Here is a 17017-nt window from a genome sequence, read left to right as displayed (position 1 = left end):
TTGTAGCTCCTGCGCTCGTCCGGCGGCGGGCTCTGCTTCTCTTCGCGGGGGGCTCCGCCACCCCGCACCCCCCATGGCTGCGTCCGGGTCACTTGTACGACCTCCGCTCGTCCGGGGGCGGGATGTGGGCGCCCTTGTACTCGACCGCGATGCCGCCGAGCGGGTAGTCCTTGCGCTGGGGGTGGCCCTCCCAGTCGTCGGGCATGAGGATGCGGGTCAGGTGCGGGTGGCCCTCGAAGACCACGCCGAACATGTCCCAGGTCTCGCGCTCCTGCCAGTCGGCGGTCGGGTAGACCGAGGTGACCGAGTGGACGACCGGGTTGTCCAGGCCCACCGCGGTCTCCAGGCGGACCCGGCGCCGGTAGGTCATGGAGGTCAGGTGGTAGACCACGTGGAGCCGGTTGCGCCGGTCCGGGTAGTCCACTCCGGACACGGAGTTGCACAGCTCGAAGCGCAGGCTCTCGTCGTCGCGCATGACCCGGCACACGTCCTCGGTGCGGTCGGGCGCGATGTAGACCGTCAGCTCGCCGCGGTCGACGACGACCGCGCGGACCACGTCCTCGCCGAGCAGTTCGCGCAGTGCCGCGAGGATCTCGTCGAAGTACCCGCCGAGCGGTTCGGCCGTGGAGACGACCTCGGCCCCCAGGGGCGTCGCCTGCACGAGGCCGCCGAACCCGGAGGTGTCGCCGGAGTCGGCGGCGCCGAAGAGGCCCTTGCGCTGCATGCCGACCGGCTGGACGCCGCCCTGGACGTCCTCGCCGGTGCCGGTGCCGTGTTCGTCGCTCATCGCTTCGCCACCGCCTTGGTGATGCGCAGCTGCTCCTCGGTGCCGGCCTTGACGGCCTCGGTCCACTCCTTCTTGCGCTGCTTGTCGAAGCGGTAGGAGGAGGGCATCGCACCGGGCTTGATGAGCGGCTCGGGGAGGTCGGCGAGCGCCTGCTTGCGCTTCTCGCCCAGCGGCTCGTGCTGGACCTTCTCGTGGAGCTTGAGGATCGCGTCGAGCAGCATCTCGGGCCGGGGCGGGCACCCGGGGAGGTACATGTCGACGGGGACGACGTGGTCGACGCCCTGCACGATCGCGTAGTTGTTGAACATGCCGCCGGAGGTGGCGCACACGCCCATCGACAGGACCCACTTCGGTTCCGACATCTGGTCGTAGATCTGGCGCAGGACGGGCGCCATCTTCTGGCTCACCCGCCCGGCCACGATCATCAGGTCGGCCTGGCGGGGGGAGGCCCGGAAGACCTCCATGCCGAAGCGGCCGGTGTCGTAGCGGGCCGCGCCGGTGGCCATCATCTCGATCGCGCAGCAGGCGAGCCCGAACGTGGCCGGCCACATGGAGGCCCGGCGCGTCCAGTTCACCAGCGCCTCGACGGTGGTGAGGATGATGCCTTGCGGGAGCTTCTCTTCTACACCCATGGTTCGGTGCCTCTAATCCCAGTCCAGTCCGCCGCGGCGCCACTCGTACGCGTAGGCGACGAACAGCGCGGCGATGAACATCAGCACGGCCCAGAACCCGAAGATCCCGAGCACGTCGTGGTGGACCGCCCACGGCACGAGGAAGATGATCTCGATGTCGAAGACGATGAACAGCATGGCGGTGAGGTAGAACTTCACCGGGAACTTCGTGGGGCCCGACGTGGCGGGCGCGGGCTCGATGCCGCACTCGTAGGGGTCGTACTTCGCGCGGTTCTCGCGGCGCGGACCGACGATCCGCGAGCCGACGGCCGAGACGATGCCGAACCCGATGCCGATCGCGAGCATGATGACGACCGGTACGTAGACTTCCATCCTCAGAGCCTCCTTCCGAGAGTCGGAGTGACGAACCGCATGCCGTTGACGATCCGGTCGGCGGCGTCCCGACCGGGCCGGTCGGTGAGGTTCGCGAGCAGTTTCAATACGACGCGCATGAGCGCCGGACGCTTCAGGCCGTGCTCGGTGCACAGCTTCATGACCGCGGGCTTGCCGATGAGGTGGGTGAAGATCCCGCCCATCCGGTAGTAGGAGCCCCACAGGTCGTCCATGCGGTCGGCGTAGGTCCGCAGGACCGCCTCCCGCCGCGGGACGCTCGGGGACCGCAGCGCCTCGGCGACGACCGCGGCGGCGACCTCGCCGGCCTCGATCGCGTACGCGATGCCCTCCCCGTTGAACGGGTTCACCATCCCGCCCGAGTCGCCCACGAGCATGAGCCCGCGGCTGTAGTGCGGGGTCCGGTTGAAGCCCATGGGGAGCGCGGCGCCGCGGACGGGCCCGTCGGCGTTGGCCTCGTCGGCCAGGCCCCACTCCTCGGGGGTGTTCGCGAGCCAGTCCCGCAGGAGCGCGCGGTAGTCGGTCTTCCCGTAGCCCTCGGAGGAGTTGAGGACGCCCAGGCCGGCGTTGACGCGGCCGTCGCCCAGGCCGAAGATCCAGCCGTACCCGGGCTGGAGCACGTCCGGCTCGGCGGCGGTGCGCAGCGACAGCCACGACTCCAGGTACTGGTCGTCGTGCTTGGCCGCGGACTTGTAGTACTGGCGGACCGCGACCCCCATGGGGCGCTTCTCGTCCCGCTTCAGGCCCAGCGAGAGCGCGAGGCGCCCGGAGACGCCGTCGGCGGCGATCACCAAGGGGGCCCTGTACGTCAGCGTCTCGCCGTCCCGGACCGCGGTGACGCCGCAGACGCGGCCGGCGAGGTCGAACAGCGGCGCGGTGACCTTGGCGCCGGTGAGCAGCTTCGCGCCGGCCTCCACGGCCTTGTCGGCCAGGAGCTGGTCGAAGTCGTACCGGGTGCGGGTGAGGCCGTAGTCGGGGAAGTGGTCCAGCGCGGGCCAGTCCAGCTCGATGGCGATGTCGTCGGCGACGACGCGCAGGCCCCGGTTGCGGATCCAGCCGGCGGCCTCGGAGGTGTCGACGCCCATCTTGAGCAGCTGCGCGACGGCGCGGGGCGTCAGGCCGTCGCCGCAGACCTTCTCCCTGGGGAAGCGGGTCTTCTCCAGCAGCAGGACGTCGAGGCCCCGGGCGGCCAGGTGGTGGGCTGCGGCCGAACCACCGGGCCCGGCACCGACGACGATGACGTCGGCATCCGGGGTTGCGTGAGTGGTCACGGGCGTCCTCTCAGGCGGATGGGGTGGTGATCCTTTACACGACCAACCCGCTTGTGAAGATCTTCACAAGCGTTTGCAGCCAGTCTAGAACTTCGATATCCACACCCAGTCACTTAGGTCCGCCTAAGTTGTCATTATTCGAGGTCACGAGCCGTACGCACGTACTTGAACCAGAGTTGCGGGAGCGATGGGAGCGGCTGAGGTGGCGACGCGAGCGCGAGTGATAAAGCCGACAGTTGATGCACCTCGCCACTGTCGATGCTTGGAAACACTCTCGTAACACGAGCGATGATCGCGGCCACTCCCCCGCGGGGCTGATTCGCAAAAGGGGCATCAAGTGGCGAGCGCCACATGGTTCAAATTTGAACTTCACCATTCGCACCGCTATGGTCGATGGGTAATTCAAATCTGAACTACCTGAAGCTTTCCTGGAAGAAGAGGCAGAACATGACCGTCGAGCCCGTCAAGGTCTCCGTGATCTTCTACTCGGCCACCGGCAACGTCACCGCGCTGGCGAAGCAGCTCGCCGAGTCCGCCGAGAAGGCCGGCGCCGAGGTGCGGCTGCGCCGCGTCACCGAGCTGGCCCCGCAGGCCGCGATCGACTCGAACCCGGCCTGGGCCGCGAACTACGAGGCGATCCAGGAGATCCCGGTGGCCACCGCGGACGACGTCGTCTGGGCCGACGCCGTCGTGATGGGCTCCCCGACCCGCTACGGCAACGTCGCGGCGCAGCTCAAGCAGTTCCTCGACACCCTCGGCCCGCAGTGGTTCCAGGGCCAGCTCGCCGACAAGGTCTACTCCGGCTTCGCCGCGGCCTCCGGCAAGCACGGCGGCAACGAGTCGACGCTGCTGGCGCTCTACAACTCGTTCCACCACTTCGGCGGCATCATCGTCGCCCCCGGCTACGCGAACGAGACCCTGTTCGCGAACGCCTCGCCGTACGGCGTCTCGCACTGGAACGGCTACGACATCGACGAGCAGACCCTCGCCGGGGCGACCGCCCAGGCCGAGCGCGTCGTCGCCACCGCCGCCGCCCTCAAGGCCGGCCGCGCCGCGATCGCCGGATAGCACCGCCGCGAACGCCCGGTCCGATTCCCAAGGGCACCTGCGGGAACGGGCCGGGCGTCGTCGTATTCGCGGCACGGTCGTCTGCCAAGGCGGTGCCGTGTCCAGGCGTTGCGGCTACTGGTCCTGGATGCGGGCGACGATGCGCTCGGCCATGTCGCCCAGGAGTCTGACCTCGTCGCGGGAGAGCTCGTCGAAGATGAGCGAGCGCACGGTGCGGACGTGGCCGGGGGCGGCGTTCCCGAGCAGTTCGCGGCCGCCGTCGGTGAGCGTCGCGAGCGTGGAGCGCCCGTCGGTGGGGCAGGCGTAGCGGCGCAGGAGGCCGTCGCCCTCGAGCCGCCGGGCGACGTGCGAGAGGCGCGAGAGCGAGCCGTTGCACAGGTACGCGAGGTCGCTCATCCGCATGGTGTGGTCCTCGGCCTGCTCCAGCACCGCGAGGACGCCGTACTCGAAGTGGCTCAGGCCCACGTCGCGGCGCAGCGAGTGGTCGAGCGCGCCGGGCAGGCGCATGACCAGGCCGATCAGCGGCAGCCACGCCGCCATCTCCTCGTCGTCGAGCCACGGCGCCTCATCACTCATGTCCCAAGCTTAACTTCACTACTTGATACATCAAGCAACCCGAGTATCCTTTTCATTGAAGGTTCAAGAGACTGGAGTTCCCATGGCCACCCATCCCGGCGCCGCGTTCGACGCCTTCCTGGAGACGACCGCGCCGCGCGCGGCCGAGCGCCGCGACTGGACCGACGCCGACGGGGCGCTGCCGGCCCTCTACCTGAGCCACGGCGCGCCGCCGCTGTTCGACGAGGCCGAGTGGATGGACGCGCTCTTCGCGTGGGCGCAGGGGCTGCCGAAGCCCAAGGGCATCCTCATCGTCTCGGCCCACTGGGAGGCCGCGCCGCTCATGATCTCCAGCCCCGACCCGGGCACACCCCTGGTGTACGACTTCGGGGGCTTCCCCGAGCGGTACTACAAGATGGCGTACGCGACCCCCGACGCGACCGCGATGGCCGACCGCGTGGCCGCGGCGATGCCCGACTCCGAACCGCTGCACCGGCACGCGAGCCGCGGGCTCGACCACGGCGCGTGGGTGCCGCTCAAGGTCATGTACCCGCACGGCGACGTCCCGGTCCTCCAGCTCTCGATCCCCAGCCACGACCCGGACCGCCTGATGGACATCGGGAAGCGCCTGCGGCCCCTGCGCGAGGAGGGCTACCTCGTCGTGGGCTCGGGGTTCATGACGCACGGGCTGCCGTACGTGGACTTCCACCACCCCGACCGGGTGCCCGGCTGGTCGGCGGACTTCGACGTCTGGGCCTCGGAGGCCCTGGCGCGGGGCGACATCGAGGAGCTGGCCCGCTACCGGTCCCAGGCCCCGGGGATGCCCTACGCGCACCCCACCGTCGACCACTACATCCCGCTCTTCGTCACCTACGGCGCCGCCGCCGACCAGGAGCAGCCCGCCGAGACGGTGATTGACGGCTACTGGTTCGGCCTCTCGAAGCGCAGCTTCCAGCTGGCCTAGGCGTATCAGACGGTGCCGGGCTCGACGACCCATTCGACCGGCTGGCCGGTGATCCCGGCGATGGTCGCGAAGTCGCGGTCGTAGTGCAGGATCACGAGGCCCTCACGCGCGGCCACGACCGCGAGCATGGCGTCGACCAGAGACGCGCAGCGGTGCTTGCCGGTGTCGGTGAGCCGCTGCTGGAGTTCGAGCGCGTCGGCGAACACGTTGTCGCCCATAGGCACCCACGGGAACGCCGCGATCAGCATCGATTTGACGCGGTCCCGCTCAGCCCGGTCGCGGGCGGAGAAGAGCATCTCGAACTCGGTCGCGTCGCAGATGGAGATCAGCCCCCGGCGGTGCAGCGGGTCGAGCCGGGCCTTGACCGGCTCCAGGCCCCAGCGGGACAGCGCGCTCGTGTCGCCCAGGTATCCCGTCACGACCGCAGCTTCCGCCGCACCTCGGGGTCGGCGAGTTCGGCGAAGTAGCCAGTGGACGCGAGATCGATGAACTGCTCGCGGGCCTCTTCGGCGATCACGCGGCGGATGGCGACGTCGATCGTCTCCTTGATGGTCGAGGTCCCCAGGATCGCCTGGGCCCGCTCCATCTGGTCGGTATTGATGTCTACCGTCGTCTTGGACATCCGACTCACCTCCGACTGGACATACGCACTGCCTACTTCAGTATAGACCCGTATAGGTCCGAGTAGGCGTACGCGGGCGCGGGGAGGCGGGCCCGGCCGCTACTTGAAGCCGCGGTGCATGGCGACGGCGCCGCCGGCGAGGTTCCTCCAGGCGACCTTGCGGTAGCCGGCCTTGACGATGCGGTCGGCGAAGTCGGACTGCGCGGGCCACTGGAGCGTGGACTCGGAGAGGTAGCGGTAGGCGTCGGCGTCGGAGCCGACGCGGCCGGCGACCTTCGGGAGGACGTGCTTGACGAACACCCCGTGGGCCTTGCGGTACGGCTTCCACACGGGCGTGGAGACCTCGCACAGCACCATGCGGCCGCCGGGCGCGAGGACGCGCAGGATCTCGGCGAGGCAGGCGTCGAGGTCGGCGACGTTGCGAATGAAGAAGGACCCGGTGACGGCGTTGAACGTGTTGTCGGCGAACGGCAGGTGCAGCGCGTCGGCGTTCACGAGCGGGACCTGGCGGTCCTGGTGCGCCTGGAGCATCCCGAGGGAGAAGTCGACCCCGATGACGTCGGCGCCGGACTTGGCGAGCTCGACGGTGGAGACGCCCGTCCCGGCCCCGAGGTCCAGGCACCGCTCGCCGGGCTGGAGGCTCAGGGCCTCGCGCACGGCGCGGCGCCAGCGCTTGTCCTGGCCGGCGACCATGACGGTGTTGGCGCGGTCGTAGTTCGGCGCGACGCGGTCGAACATCGCCGCGATGCGGCCGGGTTCTTTACGCGGGGTATTCGCTTCGTTCGCCTCGATCACCCCGACAGCCTCGCACACCCCGCAGAGAAAATCCGCCGGAGCCCTGTCGGTGTGGGCCCCGGCGGATCAAGGGGTTAAATCGGGCGCGCGCAGGGGCTACGCGTCGCGTGCGGCCTTGAGGGAGCAGGGAGTGGCCGCGCGCTCGCCCGGAGAGGGTGCTTCGCTGGGGTCCGTCGGAACCGCTTGGGCGGCACGGGGAGCCGGGACGGTCGGGGTTCCGGTCACTGCGCCTCCTCGTCGTCGATGGGACCCGGCGCGACCGCCGCGTCCCAGTCTGGGATGACGCTGAGAGATCCCCCGAGTGCGGCGTGCGCTACACGATGAGCTTGACGCATGCAGGCTGTGATGTCGATCTATGAAGCCGAACCGTTATCGCGCGTAACCCATCCGATAACTAGCAGGTGGGCGCCGTCACAACGGGCGGTCGAGTCGTCACGATGAGCCCGAAACCCGTGGTTGGAGGGGGTTTAGGCTTACAATTCCGCATCCGGGCGGTGTCCGCGGAGTGAACGGCGGTGGAAGAGCGGCGGCGGGGCGCGCCGTGCGCGCCCCGCCTTCTCCAGGGGATACCCGGAGAGGCGGGGACCTCTCCGGTGAATCGAGACGTAAGGCTCCGTGAACAACACGGGCCTCTTTCAGCATCGCGGATGGACTGGCCGCTCGGCAAGCGTCGAGATCGAAGTGTTATCTCCTGGGACGGATCTACCGCTCTGTGGGACGGCCCTCGACGAGGGCGCCCTTGAGCACGGTGGCGGTGCAGTTCCCGGCGGCGCCGGTGACGAGGGCGGCGTACGGGTCGGCGTCGGTGTCGACGGCGAAGACGGCGAGGTCGGCGCGGGCGCCCTCCTTGAGGACCCCGATGTCGTCGCGGCCGAGGGCCTTGGCGCCGCCTTGCGTGGCGGCGCGGACGAGCCATTCGTTCAGGCCCTCGCCGCCGTCGCCCTGGGCGAGGGCGAGCCGGCGCAGGACGGGCCATTCGGCGGCGACGTCGAGGTCGGGGGCGGAGGCGCGCGAGTCGGTGCCGACCGCGACGGTGTTCCCCTCGGCGCGCAGGGCCGCGACGGGCGGCTCGCCGGCTTCGAGGCGGGCGTTGGAGCGGGCGCAGAGGGCGACGGCGGTGCCCTTGGCGCGCAGCAGCTCCCGGTCGGCCTTGTCGAGGTGGACGCCGTGGGCGACGTGGGCGTCGGCGCCGAGCCAGCCGACCTTGTCCATCTGGACGGCCGGGGAGTGCCCGGTGCCGCCGTCGGCGATCTCCAGGTCGAGTCCGGCGCGGCGGTTCATGAACGCGAACGGGCCGGAGCCGCGGCGCACGAACATGTCCTCGTGCATGGTCTCGGCGAGGTGGGGGTGGAGGCGGATGTCGAGGGTGCGCGCGAGTTCGGCGAGGCCCTTGCCGACGTTGGTGCCGAGCGTGTAGAGCGTGTGGGGGCTGATGCCGACGGCGACGTCGGAGTTGTTGACGGCGCGGGTGTCGGTGACGACCTCGCGCCAGGCGTTGCGGCGGACCTCCCAGGCGGCCTCGTCGATGAAGACGGCCTCCCAGTAGGCGACGCCGGCGAGGTCGGAGGCGAGGAGGGGCGCGAACCCGGCGGCGGGGGTGACGATGTCGGCGACGGCGGTGACGCCGTGCGCGAGGGACTCGTCGATGCCCTGCTGGACCGAGTCCTTCCAGACCTCGTCGGCGGTCTCGGGGTTGCGCCGGGCGAACTCCTGGATCCACTCGAAGAACTCTTTTTCGTTGCCGTACATGTCGGCGAACGCGGTGTAGCACAGGTGGGTGTGGGCGTTGACCAGGCCGGGCGTCATGACGCCGTCGAAGGCGGTGGTCTCGTCGGCTTCGGGGGCGCCGGCGGCGGGGCCGACGTAGGCGATCCGCCCGCCGTCGACCCCGACCGCGCCCTCCCGGATCGGTTCGCCCGCGAGGGGGACGACGACAGGGGCGGTGTAAACGTGCATGGGCCTGAGCTTACTCAGGACTCCTATGCGGATTCCAGCGCCGCGTACGCGGGTCGGACCACGTCCTCGAGCAGCGCCCGGCGCTCGGGGTGGTGCAGGAACGCGGCCTTGACGGCGTTCTCGGTGCAGCGGCGGACCTCGGCCCAGCCCCACCCGAAGGTCTCGGCGAGCAGGTGGAACTCGCGGGAGGTGCGGGTGCGGCTCATGAGCCGGTTGTCGTTGTTGACGGTGACGCGGAACCCGAGGTCGTACAGGTCCTTGATGGGGTGCGTCTCGATGGACTCGGCGCCCTCGGTCTGGAGGTTCGAGGACGGGCAGACCTCCAGGGCGATGCGCCGGTCGCGGATGTAGTGCGCGAGGTTCGAGAGCTTCGCCTCGTCCCCGGTGAGGTCGATGTCCTTGATGAGCTGGACGCCGTGGCCGATGCGGTTGGCGCCGCAGACCGAGACCGCGCCCCGGATCGACTCGGGGCCGACCGACTCGCCGGCGTGGATGGTGAACGGCATGTTCTCGCGGCGCAGGTACTCGAACGCGGGCAGGTGGGCCTCGGCGGGGTTGCCGATCTCGCCGCCGGCGATGTCGAAGCCGACGACGCCCTTGTCGCGGTAGGCGGTCGCGAGCTTCGCGACCTCGAGGGTGCGGTCGGCGTGGCGCATCCCGCAGAGGATGGTGCGGGCCTTGATCGGGTGCCCGGCCTTCTCGGCGAGGCGCTCGCCCTCCGCGAAGCCCGCGAGGGTGGCCTCGACGACCGCTTCGAGGGAGAGGCCGCCCCGGAGCTGCTGCTCGGGGGCGTACCGGAGCTCGGCGTAGACGACGCCGTCGGCGGCGAGGTCCTGCGCGGCCTCGGAGGCGATCCGGAAGCAGTGGTCGGCCTGCTGGGACACGGCGATCGTGTGGTCGAAGGTCTCCAGGTAGCGGGCGAGGGTGCCGGAGTCGGCGGCGTCGAAGAACCAGTCGGCGAGCGCGCCGGCCTCGGTGGCGGGCAGCTCGTGGCCGATCTCGTCGGCGATCTCGATGAGCGTCTGCGGGCGCACGCCGCCGTCGAGGTGCTCGTGGAGGACGACCTTGGGGGCCGCGACGAGCTGGTCGAGAGTGAGCTTCGAATTCATCCCATGAATATAGTCAGGCGGTTTCGCGGGCCGCCCTCACAGGCGGACCTCGTCCCAGTGGACGGGTCGCTCGTTGTCGAAGACCACGGCCCACTCCAGGGCCCAGCGCCGGTGCCACACCAGGTTGTCGTCCACGCCGCGCGGCAGCGGCTGGCCCGAGCGCCGCGACTGGTCGCACACCCAGTCGAGGCAGTAGTAGAAGTCGAGCATCTCCGCGACCACCCCGGGGTCGCGCGTGGGCGTGAGCTGGCGGTCGCGCCAGGACCCGAAGGACTCGGGGCGGCGCAGGTCCGGCAGGAGCTCGGGCAGCTCCTCGGAGCACGGGACGCCCGGGTCGAGGTGGTCGACCAGGCCGAGCAGCCACGAGACGGTGTACAGGCTCTCGAGCTGGTCGGCGTACCGGCCGCGGTCGCCCCGGCCGCACGCGATGAAGCCCCATTCGTCGGGGGCGAGGTGGTCGAGGACGTGCGCGTCGAGGAGCCACCGCATCGCGAGCTCCTCGGGCATGTCGAACACGCGCGCCTGCACGATGTTGAGGATCGCGGCCCGCGCCTCCACGTGCCCGCGCGGGCGCAGCCGCGGCAGGCGCCCCTCGGGGAAGGGCAGCGGGAGCTGCGCGGGCGGCGCCGGTATGCCGAGCGCGCCCAGGCCGTCCACAGTGCGCATACGAAGGGTTCGGGGATCTGAGGTCACCGTCGGCATGGGGCTCCCTACCACTTTGGGGTTCACCTGCGGGGGTGAGTGCGCGTTCACTCGGTGGGGGTGGTTGTGAAGAACTGTAGCGTCCGACACACGGCGGAGTCAACGTGGGCCACGGAATTAGTACAGGTTCCATACACGTGTTACGCAGGTGTTTCACTGATCCGGTCGCGAGTCGCAAGTGTCCGGAGGGGCGGATTGACCGCCTTGTGACTGCTGCCATTCGACACCTGTTCGAACCGGTGCCCATCAGAACCTACTTTCGAGTAGCCCCGGGGCCGCACCGCCGGGGTCCGGCCGCCGGTCCGCCCCGGCCGCCCGGCATCCTTAGGACGTGAGCAGTCTCCAAGTCGTAGCGAACCGGTACCAACTGGTCCGCCCGATCGGCGCGGGCGGCATGGGCCGCGTCTGGCAGGCCGTCGACCAGCAACTCGACCGCGAGATCGCCGTCAAACTCGTCAAACCGGACCTCCTCGACGGCCCCCAGCGGTACGAGGCGGCCGCCCGGTTCCGCCGCGAGGCCCGCGTCACCGCCCAGATCGGCCACCCGGGCGTCCCGGCGATCTTCGACGCCGGGCTCGACGACCACTCGGGCGAGCTCTTCCTCGCCATGGCCTACCTGCCCGGCCTCAACCTCCGCGACCTCCTGGACGAGACCGGTCCCCTCCCCGCGGACTGGACCCTCGCCGTGGGCGCGCAGCTCGCGTCCGTCCTCGAGGCCGCCCACGCCAAGCAGGTCATCCACCGGGACCTCAAGCCCGCCAACATCATCGTGGGCCCCGCCGGCCTGGTCCACGTGGTCGACTTCGGCATCGCCGCGGTCCTCGACCTCGACGCCGCGCGCCTCACCGCCACCGGCGACAAGCCCGGCACCCTCAACTACATGGCGCCCGAGCAGATCCGCGCGCAGCCCGCCGGGCCCGCGACCGACCTGTACGCGCTCGGCGCGCTCCTCTACGAGATGGCCACGGGCGAGCGGCTGTTCGCCGACCGCGGCTCGGCCTACGAGGTGCAGACCGCCCACCTCAAGGAGCTGCCGGACCCGGTGCGCCGCAAGCGGCCCGACCTCCCCGCCGAACTCGACGGCCTCGTCTCCCGGCTCCTGTCCAAGGAGCCGGCCGACCGCGGCTCCGACGCCGCCGCGGTCTACCTGCGCCTCGTCGGGCTCCTCGCCGCCGCACCGGCGTCGGCCGCGCCGACCCGCGACTGCGGCGACCCCACGTGGCCGTTCCGCGCCCCGCTCGCGCCCGCCCGCGTCGCCGCCGAGGCCGTCGACCTCGCCGCCGCGCCGGCCGCCCCCGACCGCGGGGCCGAGCGCATCGCCGAGGCCGACCACGCGTACGGCGCCGGCGACTACAACACGGCGCTGCGCGTGTTCCGCTCGCTCGCCAAGGACTTCGAGACCCCCGACCCCGCCCTCGCCCTCCACTGCCAGGTCCGGGCCGCCCAGTGCCTTGCGGCCCTTGGGAACGCCGCCAGCGCCCTCGCCGGGCTCTCGAGCGTCATCGAGCGCCAGCGCCGCCTCATGGGCGAGCGCGCCCGCCCCGTCCTGCGCTCGCGCCGGGTCGAGGTCGACATGCTCGCCGCCGTCGGCTCCGGCCCCGAGGCGCACCGCCGCCTCGCCGGGCTCGTCCAGGAGATGGCCGCCGCGCTCGGCCCCGCCGATGCCGATACCATCGAAGCCGAACGGCTGCTGCGGGCCTGGTCCGCACCGCCCCAGGCGAGTCCCGGGTGGCCGTCGCAGCCCACCGCCTCGCCTGGGAGTCCTCCTCGATGACCGCCCCCGGTCCCTACGCCCCTCCGATCGACCACGGGAAGCAGCAGACCCGGTACCGCCTCGGGCGGATCGGCACCTACCTGTGGGCCCTGGCGCCGCTGCTCACGTGCGGGTTCGCCGCGCCGGTCTCGTTCGGCATCGCCATGGGCCGGCGCCGCGACAACCTCACCGTCGCCGCCCTGGTCCTCCACTCGGCGCTGATCATCGCCGGCTGCGGCGTCATCGGCGCCCACGAGTACCCGGCGCCGCTCTGGGCGCAGACGCTGTTCACGGTCTCGATCTGCATCACCTCGGTGGGCGCCACCGCGCAGCTCCTGGTGATCCGCGGGAAGGTCTGGGCCGCACAGGAACGCCCGCGGGTGCCGGTGGCGCACCTGTCGAACGCCGAGGTCCTCGACCGGGCCCGGAAGCTCCGCGAGCAGGCGCGGCGCACCGCCGAGGCGGACCCGATGCTCGCCAAGCGGCTGGCGATCGGCCGCCCGGACCTGCCGCGCCAGTTCGACGACGGCGGCCTGGTCGACGTCAACCACGCGCCCCTGCACGTGCTCACGGCGCTGCCGGGGGTCACCGAGCGCAGCGCCCGGCAGATCCAGGAGTGGGTGGAGCGGTCGGGGCCGTTCGCGAGCCTCGGCGAGGTGATGCTCGTGATCGAGATCAGCCCGACGTTCGAGCACCACCTGCGCGAGTACTGCGTCTTCATCCCCTGAGTTCGGCGAGCACGTCGACCGCGGCGCGGGCCGCGTCGTCGGTGTAGGTGGAGGGGAACGCGTCCACGAGCCGCCATCCGGCCCGGCGCAGCGCCCGGTGGCGTTCGAGGTGGGCGCGAGGTCCGTCGGGGTGGACGGCGCAGACGACGCCGAACGCGGCGTCCCCTTCACCCACGACGAGGTCGATCTTCCAGTGCCCCACGGGGTATCCGTGCCGCACGGTCGCGTCGGCGCCGGAGAGCGCGCCCGCGAGTTTGACGCACCACTCGCCTTCGGCGCCGTCGCCGGGGAGGGCGCCGGGGGCGCGGTCGGCGTAGTCGAGGAACTCCCCCACGAGCCCGCCCGGGGCGTCGAGGGCGGTGACGACGTGCAGGTGCTCGCGGGCGCGGGTGACCATGACGTTGAACAGGTTCGCGCCCGCCAGAAACCGCTTGCGCCCGGCGGGGTCGCCGGGGGCGACGCCGAGGGCGGCGATGACGGTCTCGGACTCGCTGCCCTGGAAGGCGTGCACGGTGCCGGTGCGGATGCGCTGGGCCCGGATGGTGTCGAGGTCGAACCGGTGCATGACGGCGGCCTCGATGGCCTCGGCCTGGGCCCGGAACGGGGACAGGACCGCGAGGCCGCGGCCGCCGTCCGCGACCAGGCCGGCCAGGAGCGCCACGGCCGCGTCGACTTCGGCGGCGACGACGCCCTGCTCGTCGGCGGCGGTGGCGGCGACGCGGTGGACGGTGATCGCGTCGGTCTGCTGCACGCGGGGGTGCGCGGTGACGGGCCGGACCCGGCCGCCGTAGAACTTCGCGGCCGAGAACCCGATGAGGTGGGGGACGCTGCGGTGGTGCTCGGTGAGCTCGACGACGGGTCCGGCCCCGCACGCGAGGTCGTAGAGGCTCACCCGGCCGGTGTCGAGGCGCGCGCCGAGCGCTTGCAGCCCATGGCGTTCGAGGACCTGGGAGAGCTTCTCGTCGGACGCGAAGGACACGAACTTGAGCTGGCGGGGGTCCCCGGCGACCACGGCGCGGCGGGCCCGCGCGAGGACCGGCGCGGCCCGGAGCTGGTTGACGTGGCTGGCCTCGTCGACGATGACGAGGTCGAACACGCCGGCGCGGGCGGGCAGGACCGACTCGGCGTCGGCGATCGTCCCGATCCACAGCGGGACGGCGCGCATGAGGGCGGTGGTGTCGACGTGTTCGAGGACGGCGCGGCGCTGCGCCTGGTCGCCGCGGTACTGGGCGGTGCGCAGTTCCGCGAGGGCGCGGTCGGCCTTGCCGGAGCGGCGCTCGGCGGAGGCGGCCTCGGCGCGCAGTGCCGCGCCGATCGCCTGGGCCGCATCGCGGTCGGCTTGTTCGAGGCTGCGCCACAGCGGTGCGAGGCGCGGGCCGCCCTCGGCGGCGAGGCGGGTCATGGCCTGGAGGTCGCGGGCGAGGCCGATGCAGCGCTGGAGCGCGGCGGAGTCGGCGGCGGTCCCGGTGCGGCGCAGCAGCTCCCGTTTGGCATTGCGGCGGCGCCAGCGGGTCCAGGGCCAGCCGCCGGAGCCGCGGGAGGCCGCGGCGGCGGCTTCGACGGCGTCGAGGTCGGCGTCGCGCAGGCCGGGGAAGTCGTCGAGGAGGAACACGGGCGCGTCGAGGGCGCGCAGGCGGCGGCGCTCCATGTCGAGGCGGGTCGCGGCGGCGCGTTCGACGCGCTGGAGCAGGTCCACGGCGTCCGCGGCCCCGCGCCGGGCGAGTTCGGCGTCCTTCTTGGACACTGTGGCTCTGGTGGCGACGGTGCCGCCGCCGCGGCGTTCGGTGTCGCCGAACATCATCGGCTCGGGCCCGGGGTGGCGGTCGAGGAGCCGGGCGAGCACGTCGGCGGCGTACACCGACTGGGTGGCGATGAGCACCGACTGGCCGCGCGCCACCGCGTCGAGGGCGATCGCGGCGAGCGTGTGGCTCTTCCCGCACCCGGGCGCGCCGGCCACGACGGTGACGGGGGCGGTGCGGGCGCTGCGCACGGCGGCGGCCTGCTCGGCGCCGAGGGGCAGCGGGGAGCGGATCTCGGCGTCGGCATCGTCAAGGGCCGCAGCGGGTTCGGCAGCACGGTCAGCGGCGTCGTACATCGCGGCCAGTGCGGTCGCGTCGAGGCCCGGGCGCCCGGCCCAGTCGTGGAGGCGCTGCCCGATCGGCCCGGACTCGGTGCGGGGACCCGACACGTAGACCACCGAGCGTGCGAGGACGACCGGTTGCGCGCCTTCGGGATCGGGCCGGTGCGTGACGGCGTTGACGGCGTACCCGGCGGCCGTGGCGGCGGCGAGGAGCCAGGCGGGGTCGGCCAGGTCGCCCCCGGCGCGCTCGGGCGCGAGGACGGCGGCGAGGCGGTGGGCGTGCTCGGTCCCGACGAGCTTGGGGTGGAAAGCGAGGTCCCCGGCGGGCACGATCTTGTGGTCGAACGGTTCGGTCTGGGCCACTTCGAGTCGCACGGGCCGGGTGACGAGCGGGACGGCGAGGCGGCGGCGCTTGCCGTCGACGCGGTGCACGCCCGTGACGATCCCCCAGCCCTGCCGCAGCAGCCGCTCGTCGCGGTGGAGCTCGTCGTGCGCGGCCAGCTCGGCCGCGCCGGGGACCGTGGTGAGGCTGCCGCCCCAGGCGGCCTTCTTGCCGACCTCGTCGACGTCGGTGGCGGCGACCTTGTTGACCGGGGCGAGGTCGGCGAGGGCGGTCAGGATGCGGGCAGGGTCCATGGCGGCAGTGTACGGCCGGGGGACGACGGCCGGTCGCGTGAAAGCGGGGCGGTCCGCTCCGCGGGCCCGGCGGGCGCGGCCCGATCGCGCGGGCGGATCCGATCGGGACCGGTTCCCTCACGCGGGCGGGCGTTCCGGGGCGGCTTGCGTTCGGGGCATGCGAAAGGCCCCGGGGCGGGAGGTGCCCCGGGGCCTGGACCCGGTGTGCGCGGCGGGTGCCGCGCGTTCAGGTGGTCGCTTCGCTAGTCGATGCAGAACACGGCGGCGGTGCGGCCGAAGTAGTCCATCGCCGGGGCGTAGGAGGCGCTGGTGCACTGCTCGTTGGCGAGGGTGTCGTAGTCGACGGTCTCCCACTCGGCCTGGTCGACCTCGATGACGCTCACGAGGGTGGCGTCGACGAGCGGGTCGGCGCAGTCGTAGACGCCGATGTTCCAGTCGGCGGTGGAGAAGCACTCGCCGGCGTTCGAGGGCACGACCGGGGTGACGCCGGCGGCGTTCGGGGTGCCGAGGGCCTCGATGCAGTACAGGTAGTCGACCTTGAGGCTGGTCGGGTCGTAGATCATGTCCCAGTCGGTCCAGGGCTTGCCGGGGAGCTGGGCGTTGACCTCGTCGCCGCAGACGGCGTAGATCCCGGACGGGTCCTCGATGGAGCCGTCGGCGGAGGCGGTGACGGCCGGGTCCTTCTCGATGGCCGTGAGGGTCCAGAACGCCTCGGGCGCATCGCACTCGACGGTGAACGCGGTGGCGTCGGGGCCGTTGTAGACCTCGGGCAGGCAGTCGCCGGGGGCGGCGTCCGCGGCCTGGTCGGCCTGCTCGTCGGTGACCTCGTTGCTCTCGGTGTCGTCCGGGGAGGCGGATTCGAGGAGGCTGCACCCGGTGAGGGCGACGGTGCCGGCGAGCGCGACGCCGCCGACGGCGAGCAGGCGGCGGAAGGGTCCGAGTTTCGTGTTCATCAGCTGCTTTCTATGC

17 protein-coding genes are annotated in these 17017 nt (G+C 71.9%); 4 read left to right on the top strand and 13 right to left on the bottom strand.

Annotated elements, in window-relative coordinates; all coding sequences use genetic code 11:
• Positions 1-88 precede the first annotated feature (88 nt).
• Genes BLS99_RS16735 through BLS99_RS16720 form a run of 4 tightly spaced genes read right to left on the bottom strand, consistent with a single transcriptional unit; the run spans position 89 to position 3080 of the window.
• Positions 89-787, bottom strand: coding sequence for an NADH-quinone oxidoreductase subunit C (locus tag BLS99_RS16735; protein ID WP_091052230.1), 699 nt, complete (start codon positions 785-787; stop codon positions 89-91).
• Entirely contained in the window at positions 784-1419 is a 636-nt protein-coding gene (locus tag BLS99_RS16730) for a NuoB/complex I 20 kDa subunit family protein (protein ID WP_091052228.1), read from the bottom strand. The genes BLS99_RS16735 and BLS99_RS16730 overlap by 4 nt, the downstream gene beginning before the upstream one ends.
• Positions 1420-1431: 12 nt before the next feature.
• Positions 1432-1791: an NADH-quinone oxidoreductase subunit A gene (locus tag BLS99_RS16725; protein ID WP_091052225.1), complete on the bottom strand. Its 360-nt coding sequence runs from the start codon at positions 1789-1791 to the stop codon at positions 1432-1434.
• Between the two features lie 2 nt (positions 1792-1793).
• Positions 1794-3080 carry a geranylgeranyl reductase family protein gene (locus BLS99_RS16720; protein ID WP_091052222.1) on the bottom strand — a complete coding sequence of 429 codons (1287 nt, stop codon included), beginning with the start codon at positions 3078-3080 and terminating at the stop codon, positions 1794-1796.
• Positions 3081-3527: 447 nt separating this feature from the next.
• Between BLS99_RS16720 and wrbA the strand changes: the two genes are divergently transcribed.
• Positions 3528-4148, top strand: coding sequence for an NAD(P)H:quinone oxidoreductase (gene wrbA, locus BLS99_RS16715; protein WP_091052220.1), 621 nt, complete (start codon positions 3528-3530; stop codon positions 4146-4148).
• A gap of 114 nt (positions 4149-4262) precedes the next feature.
• Here the strand turns inward: wrbA and BLS99_RS16710 are convergent, their stop codons facing one another.
• Positions 4263-4724 (bottom strand): MarR family winged helix-turn-helix transcriptional regulator, encoded by a 462-nt coding sequence (locus BLS99_RS16710; RefSeq protein WP_091052218.1) that lies wholly within the window; start codon positions 4722-4724, stop codon positions 4263-4265.
• Positions 4725-4806: 82 nt separating this feature from the next.
• Between BLS99_RS16710 and BLS99_RS16705 the strand changes: the two genes are divergently transcribed.
• A complete protein-coding gene (locus BLS99_RS16705) occupies positions 4807-5667 on the top strand; it encodes a dioxygenase family protein (RefSeq protein WP_091052216.1) in 861 nt (286 codons plus the stop codon).
• 5 nt (positions 5668-5672) lie between these two features.
• Here BLS99_RS16705 and BLS99_RS16700 read toward each other — a convergent pair whose 3' ends face one another.
• The 6 genes from BLS99_RS16700 to BLS99_RS16675 form a co-directional block, all read right to left on the bottom strand.
• A complete protein-coding gene (locus BLS99_RS16700; RefSeq protein WP_091052214.1) occupies positions 5673-6086 on the bottom strand; it encodes a PIN domain nuclease in 414 nt (137 codons plus the stop codon).
• Positions 6083-6289: a type II toxin-antitoxin system VapB family antitoxin gene (locus BLS99_RS16695; RefSeq protein WP_091052212.1), complete on the bottom strand. Its 207-nt coding sequence runs from the start codon at positions 6287-6289 to the stop codon at positions 6083-6085. The genes BLS99_RS16700 and BLS99_RS16695 overlap by 4 nt, the downstream gene beginning before the upstream one ends.
• Before the next feature lie 99 nt (positions 6290-6388).
• Positions 6389-7027, bottom strand: coding sequence for a ubiquinone/menaquinone biosynthesis methyltransferase (locus tag BLS99_RS16690; RefSeq protein ID WP_091052210.1), 639 nt, complete (start codon positions 7025-7027; stop codon positions 6389-6391).
• 759 nt (positions 7028-7786) lie between these two features.
• Entirely contained in the window at positions 7787-9040 is a 1254-nt protein-coding gene (locus tag BLS99_RS16685; protein WP_091052207.1) for an amidohydrolase family protein, read from the bottom strand.
• Between the two features lie 23 nt (positions 9041-9063).
• The gene (locus BLS99_RS16680; RefSeq protein WP_091052204.1) at positions 9064-10149 is read right to left on the bottom strand and encodes an adenosine deaminase; all 1086 of its coding nucleotides are present in this window, start codon (positions 10147-10149) and stop codon (positions 9064-9066) included.
• Positions 10150-10185: 36 nt separating this feature from the next.
• On the bottom strand, positions 10186-10815 hold the full coding sequence (locus tag BLS99_RS16675) for a DUF4272 domain-containing protein (protein ID WP_176953393.1): 630 nt from the start codon (positions 10813-10815) through the stop codon (positions 10186-10188).
• Positions 10816-11182: 367 nt separating this feature from the next.
• On the opposite strand from BLS99_RS16675, the gene BLS99_RS27465 reads away from it, so the two are divergent.
• Complete coding sequence (locus BLS99_RS27465) at positions 11183-12625, top strand: serine/threonine-protein kinase (protein WP_143034841.1); 1443 nt, start codon at positions 11183-11185, stop codon at positions 12623-12625.
• A complete protein-coding gene (locus BLS99_RS16665) occupies positions 12580-13332 on the top strand; it encodes a ComEA family DNA-binding protein (RefSeq protein ID WP_091052197.1) in 753 nt (250 codons plus the stop codon). The genes BLS99_RS27465 and BLS99_RS16665 overlap by 46 nt, the downstream gene beginning before the upstream one ends.
• Here the strand turns inward: BLS99_RS16665 and BLS99_RS16660 are convergent.
• The gene (locus BLS99_RS16660; RefSeq protein WP_091052195.1) at positions 13322-16048 is read right to left on the bottom strand and encodes an AAA domain-containing protein; all 2727 of its coding nucleotides are present in this window, start codon (positions 16046-16048) and stop codon (positions 13322-13324) included. The two genes, BLS99_RS16665 and BLS99_RS16660, sit on opposite strands and share 11 nt — an antisense overlap.
• 242 nt (positions 16049-16290) lie before the next feature.
• On the bottom strand, positions 16291-17001 hold the full coding sequence (locus tag BLS99_RS16655) for a hypothetical protein (RefSeq protein ID WP_091052192.1): 711 nt from the start codon (positions 16999-17001) through the stop codon (positions 16291-16293).
• Positions 17002-17017 lie beyond the last annotated feature (16 nt).

It is taken from the genome of Glycomyces sambucus (genome assembly GCF_900102815.1).
GTDB classification, from domain to species: domain Bacteria; phylum Actinomycetota; class Actinomycetes; order Mycobacteriales; family Micromonosporaceae; genus Glycomyces; species Glycomyces sambucus.
The sequence above is the reverse complement of the archived record's forward strand: the minus strand, read 5'-3'. Positions and strand labels throughout refer to the sequence as shown.

Bases quoted from the DNA above. Each gene is read 5' to 3' on its own strand.
- BLS99_RS16695 (WP_091052212.1), bottom strand. From the start codon at position 6,289: ATGTCCAAGACGACGGTAGACATCAATACCGACCAGATGGAGCGGGCC.
- wrbA (WP_091052220.1), top strand. From the start codon at position 3,528: ATGACCGTCGAGCCCGTCAAGGTCTCCGTGATCTTCTACTCGGCCACC.
- BLS99_RS16690 (WP_091052210.1), bottom strand. From the start codon at position 7,027: ATGTTCGACCGCGTCGCGCCGAACTACGACCGCGCCAACACCGTCATG.
- BLS99_RS16735 (WP_091052230.1), bottom strand. From the start codon at position 787: ATGAGCGACGAACACGGCACCGGCACCGGCGAGGACGTCCAGGGCGGC.
- BLS99_RS16655 (WP_091052192.1), bottom strand. From the start codon at position 17,001: ATGAACACGAAACTCGGACCCTTCCGCCGCCTGCTCGCCGTCGGCGGC.
- BLS99_RS16675 (WP_176953393.1), bottom strand. From the start codon at position 10,815: ATGCGCACTGTGGACGGCCTGGGCGCGCTCGGCATACCGGCGCCGCCC.
- BLS99_RS16705 (WP_091052216.1), top strand. From the start codon at position 4,807: ATGGCCACCCATCCCGGCGCCGCGTTCGACGCCTTCCTGGAGACGACC.
- BLS99_RS16730 (WP_091052228.1), bottom strand. From the start codon at position 1,419: ATGGGTGTAGAAGAGAAGCTCCCGCAAGGCATCATCCTCACCACCGTC.
- BLS99_RS16680 (WP_091052204.1), bottom strand. From the start codon at position 10,149: ATGAATTCGAAGCTCACTCTCGACCAGCTCGTCGCGGCCCCCAAGGTC.
- BLS99_RS16685 (WP_091052207.1), bottom strand. From the start codon at position 9,040: ATGCACGTTTACACCGCCCCTGTCGTCGTCCCCCTCGCGGGCGAACCG.
- BLS99_RS16725 (WP_091052225.1), bottom strand. From the start codon at position 1,791: ATGGAAGTCTACGTACCGGTCGTCATCATGCTCGCGATCGGCATCGGG.
- BLS99_RS16660 (WP_091052195.1), bottom strand. From the start codon at position 16,048: ATGGACCCTGCCCGCATCCTGACCGCCCTCGCCGACCTCGCCCCGGTC.
- BLS99_RS16710 (WP_091052218.1), bottom strand. From the start codon at position 4,724: ATGAGTGATGAGGCGCCGTGGCTCGACGACGAGGAGATGGCGGCGTGG.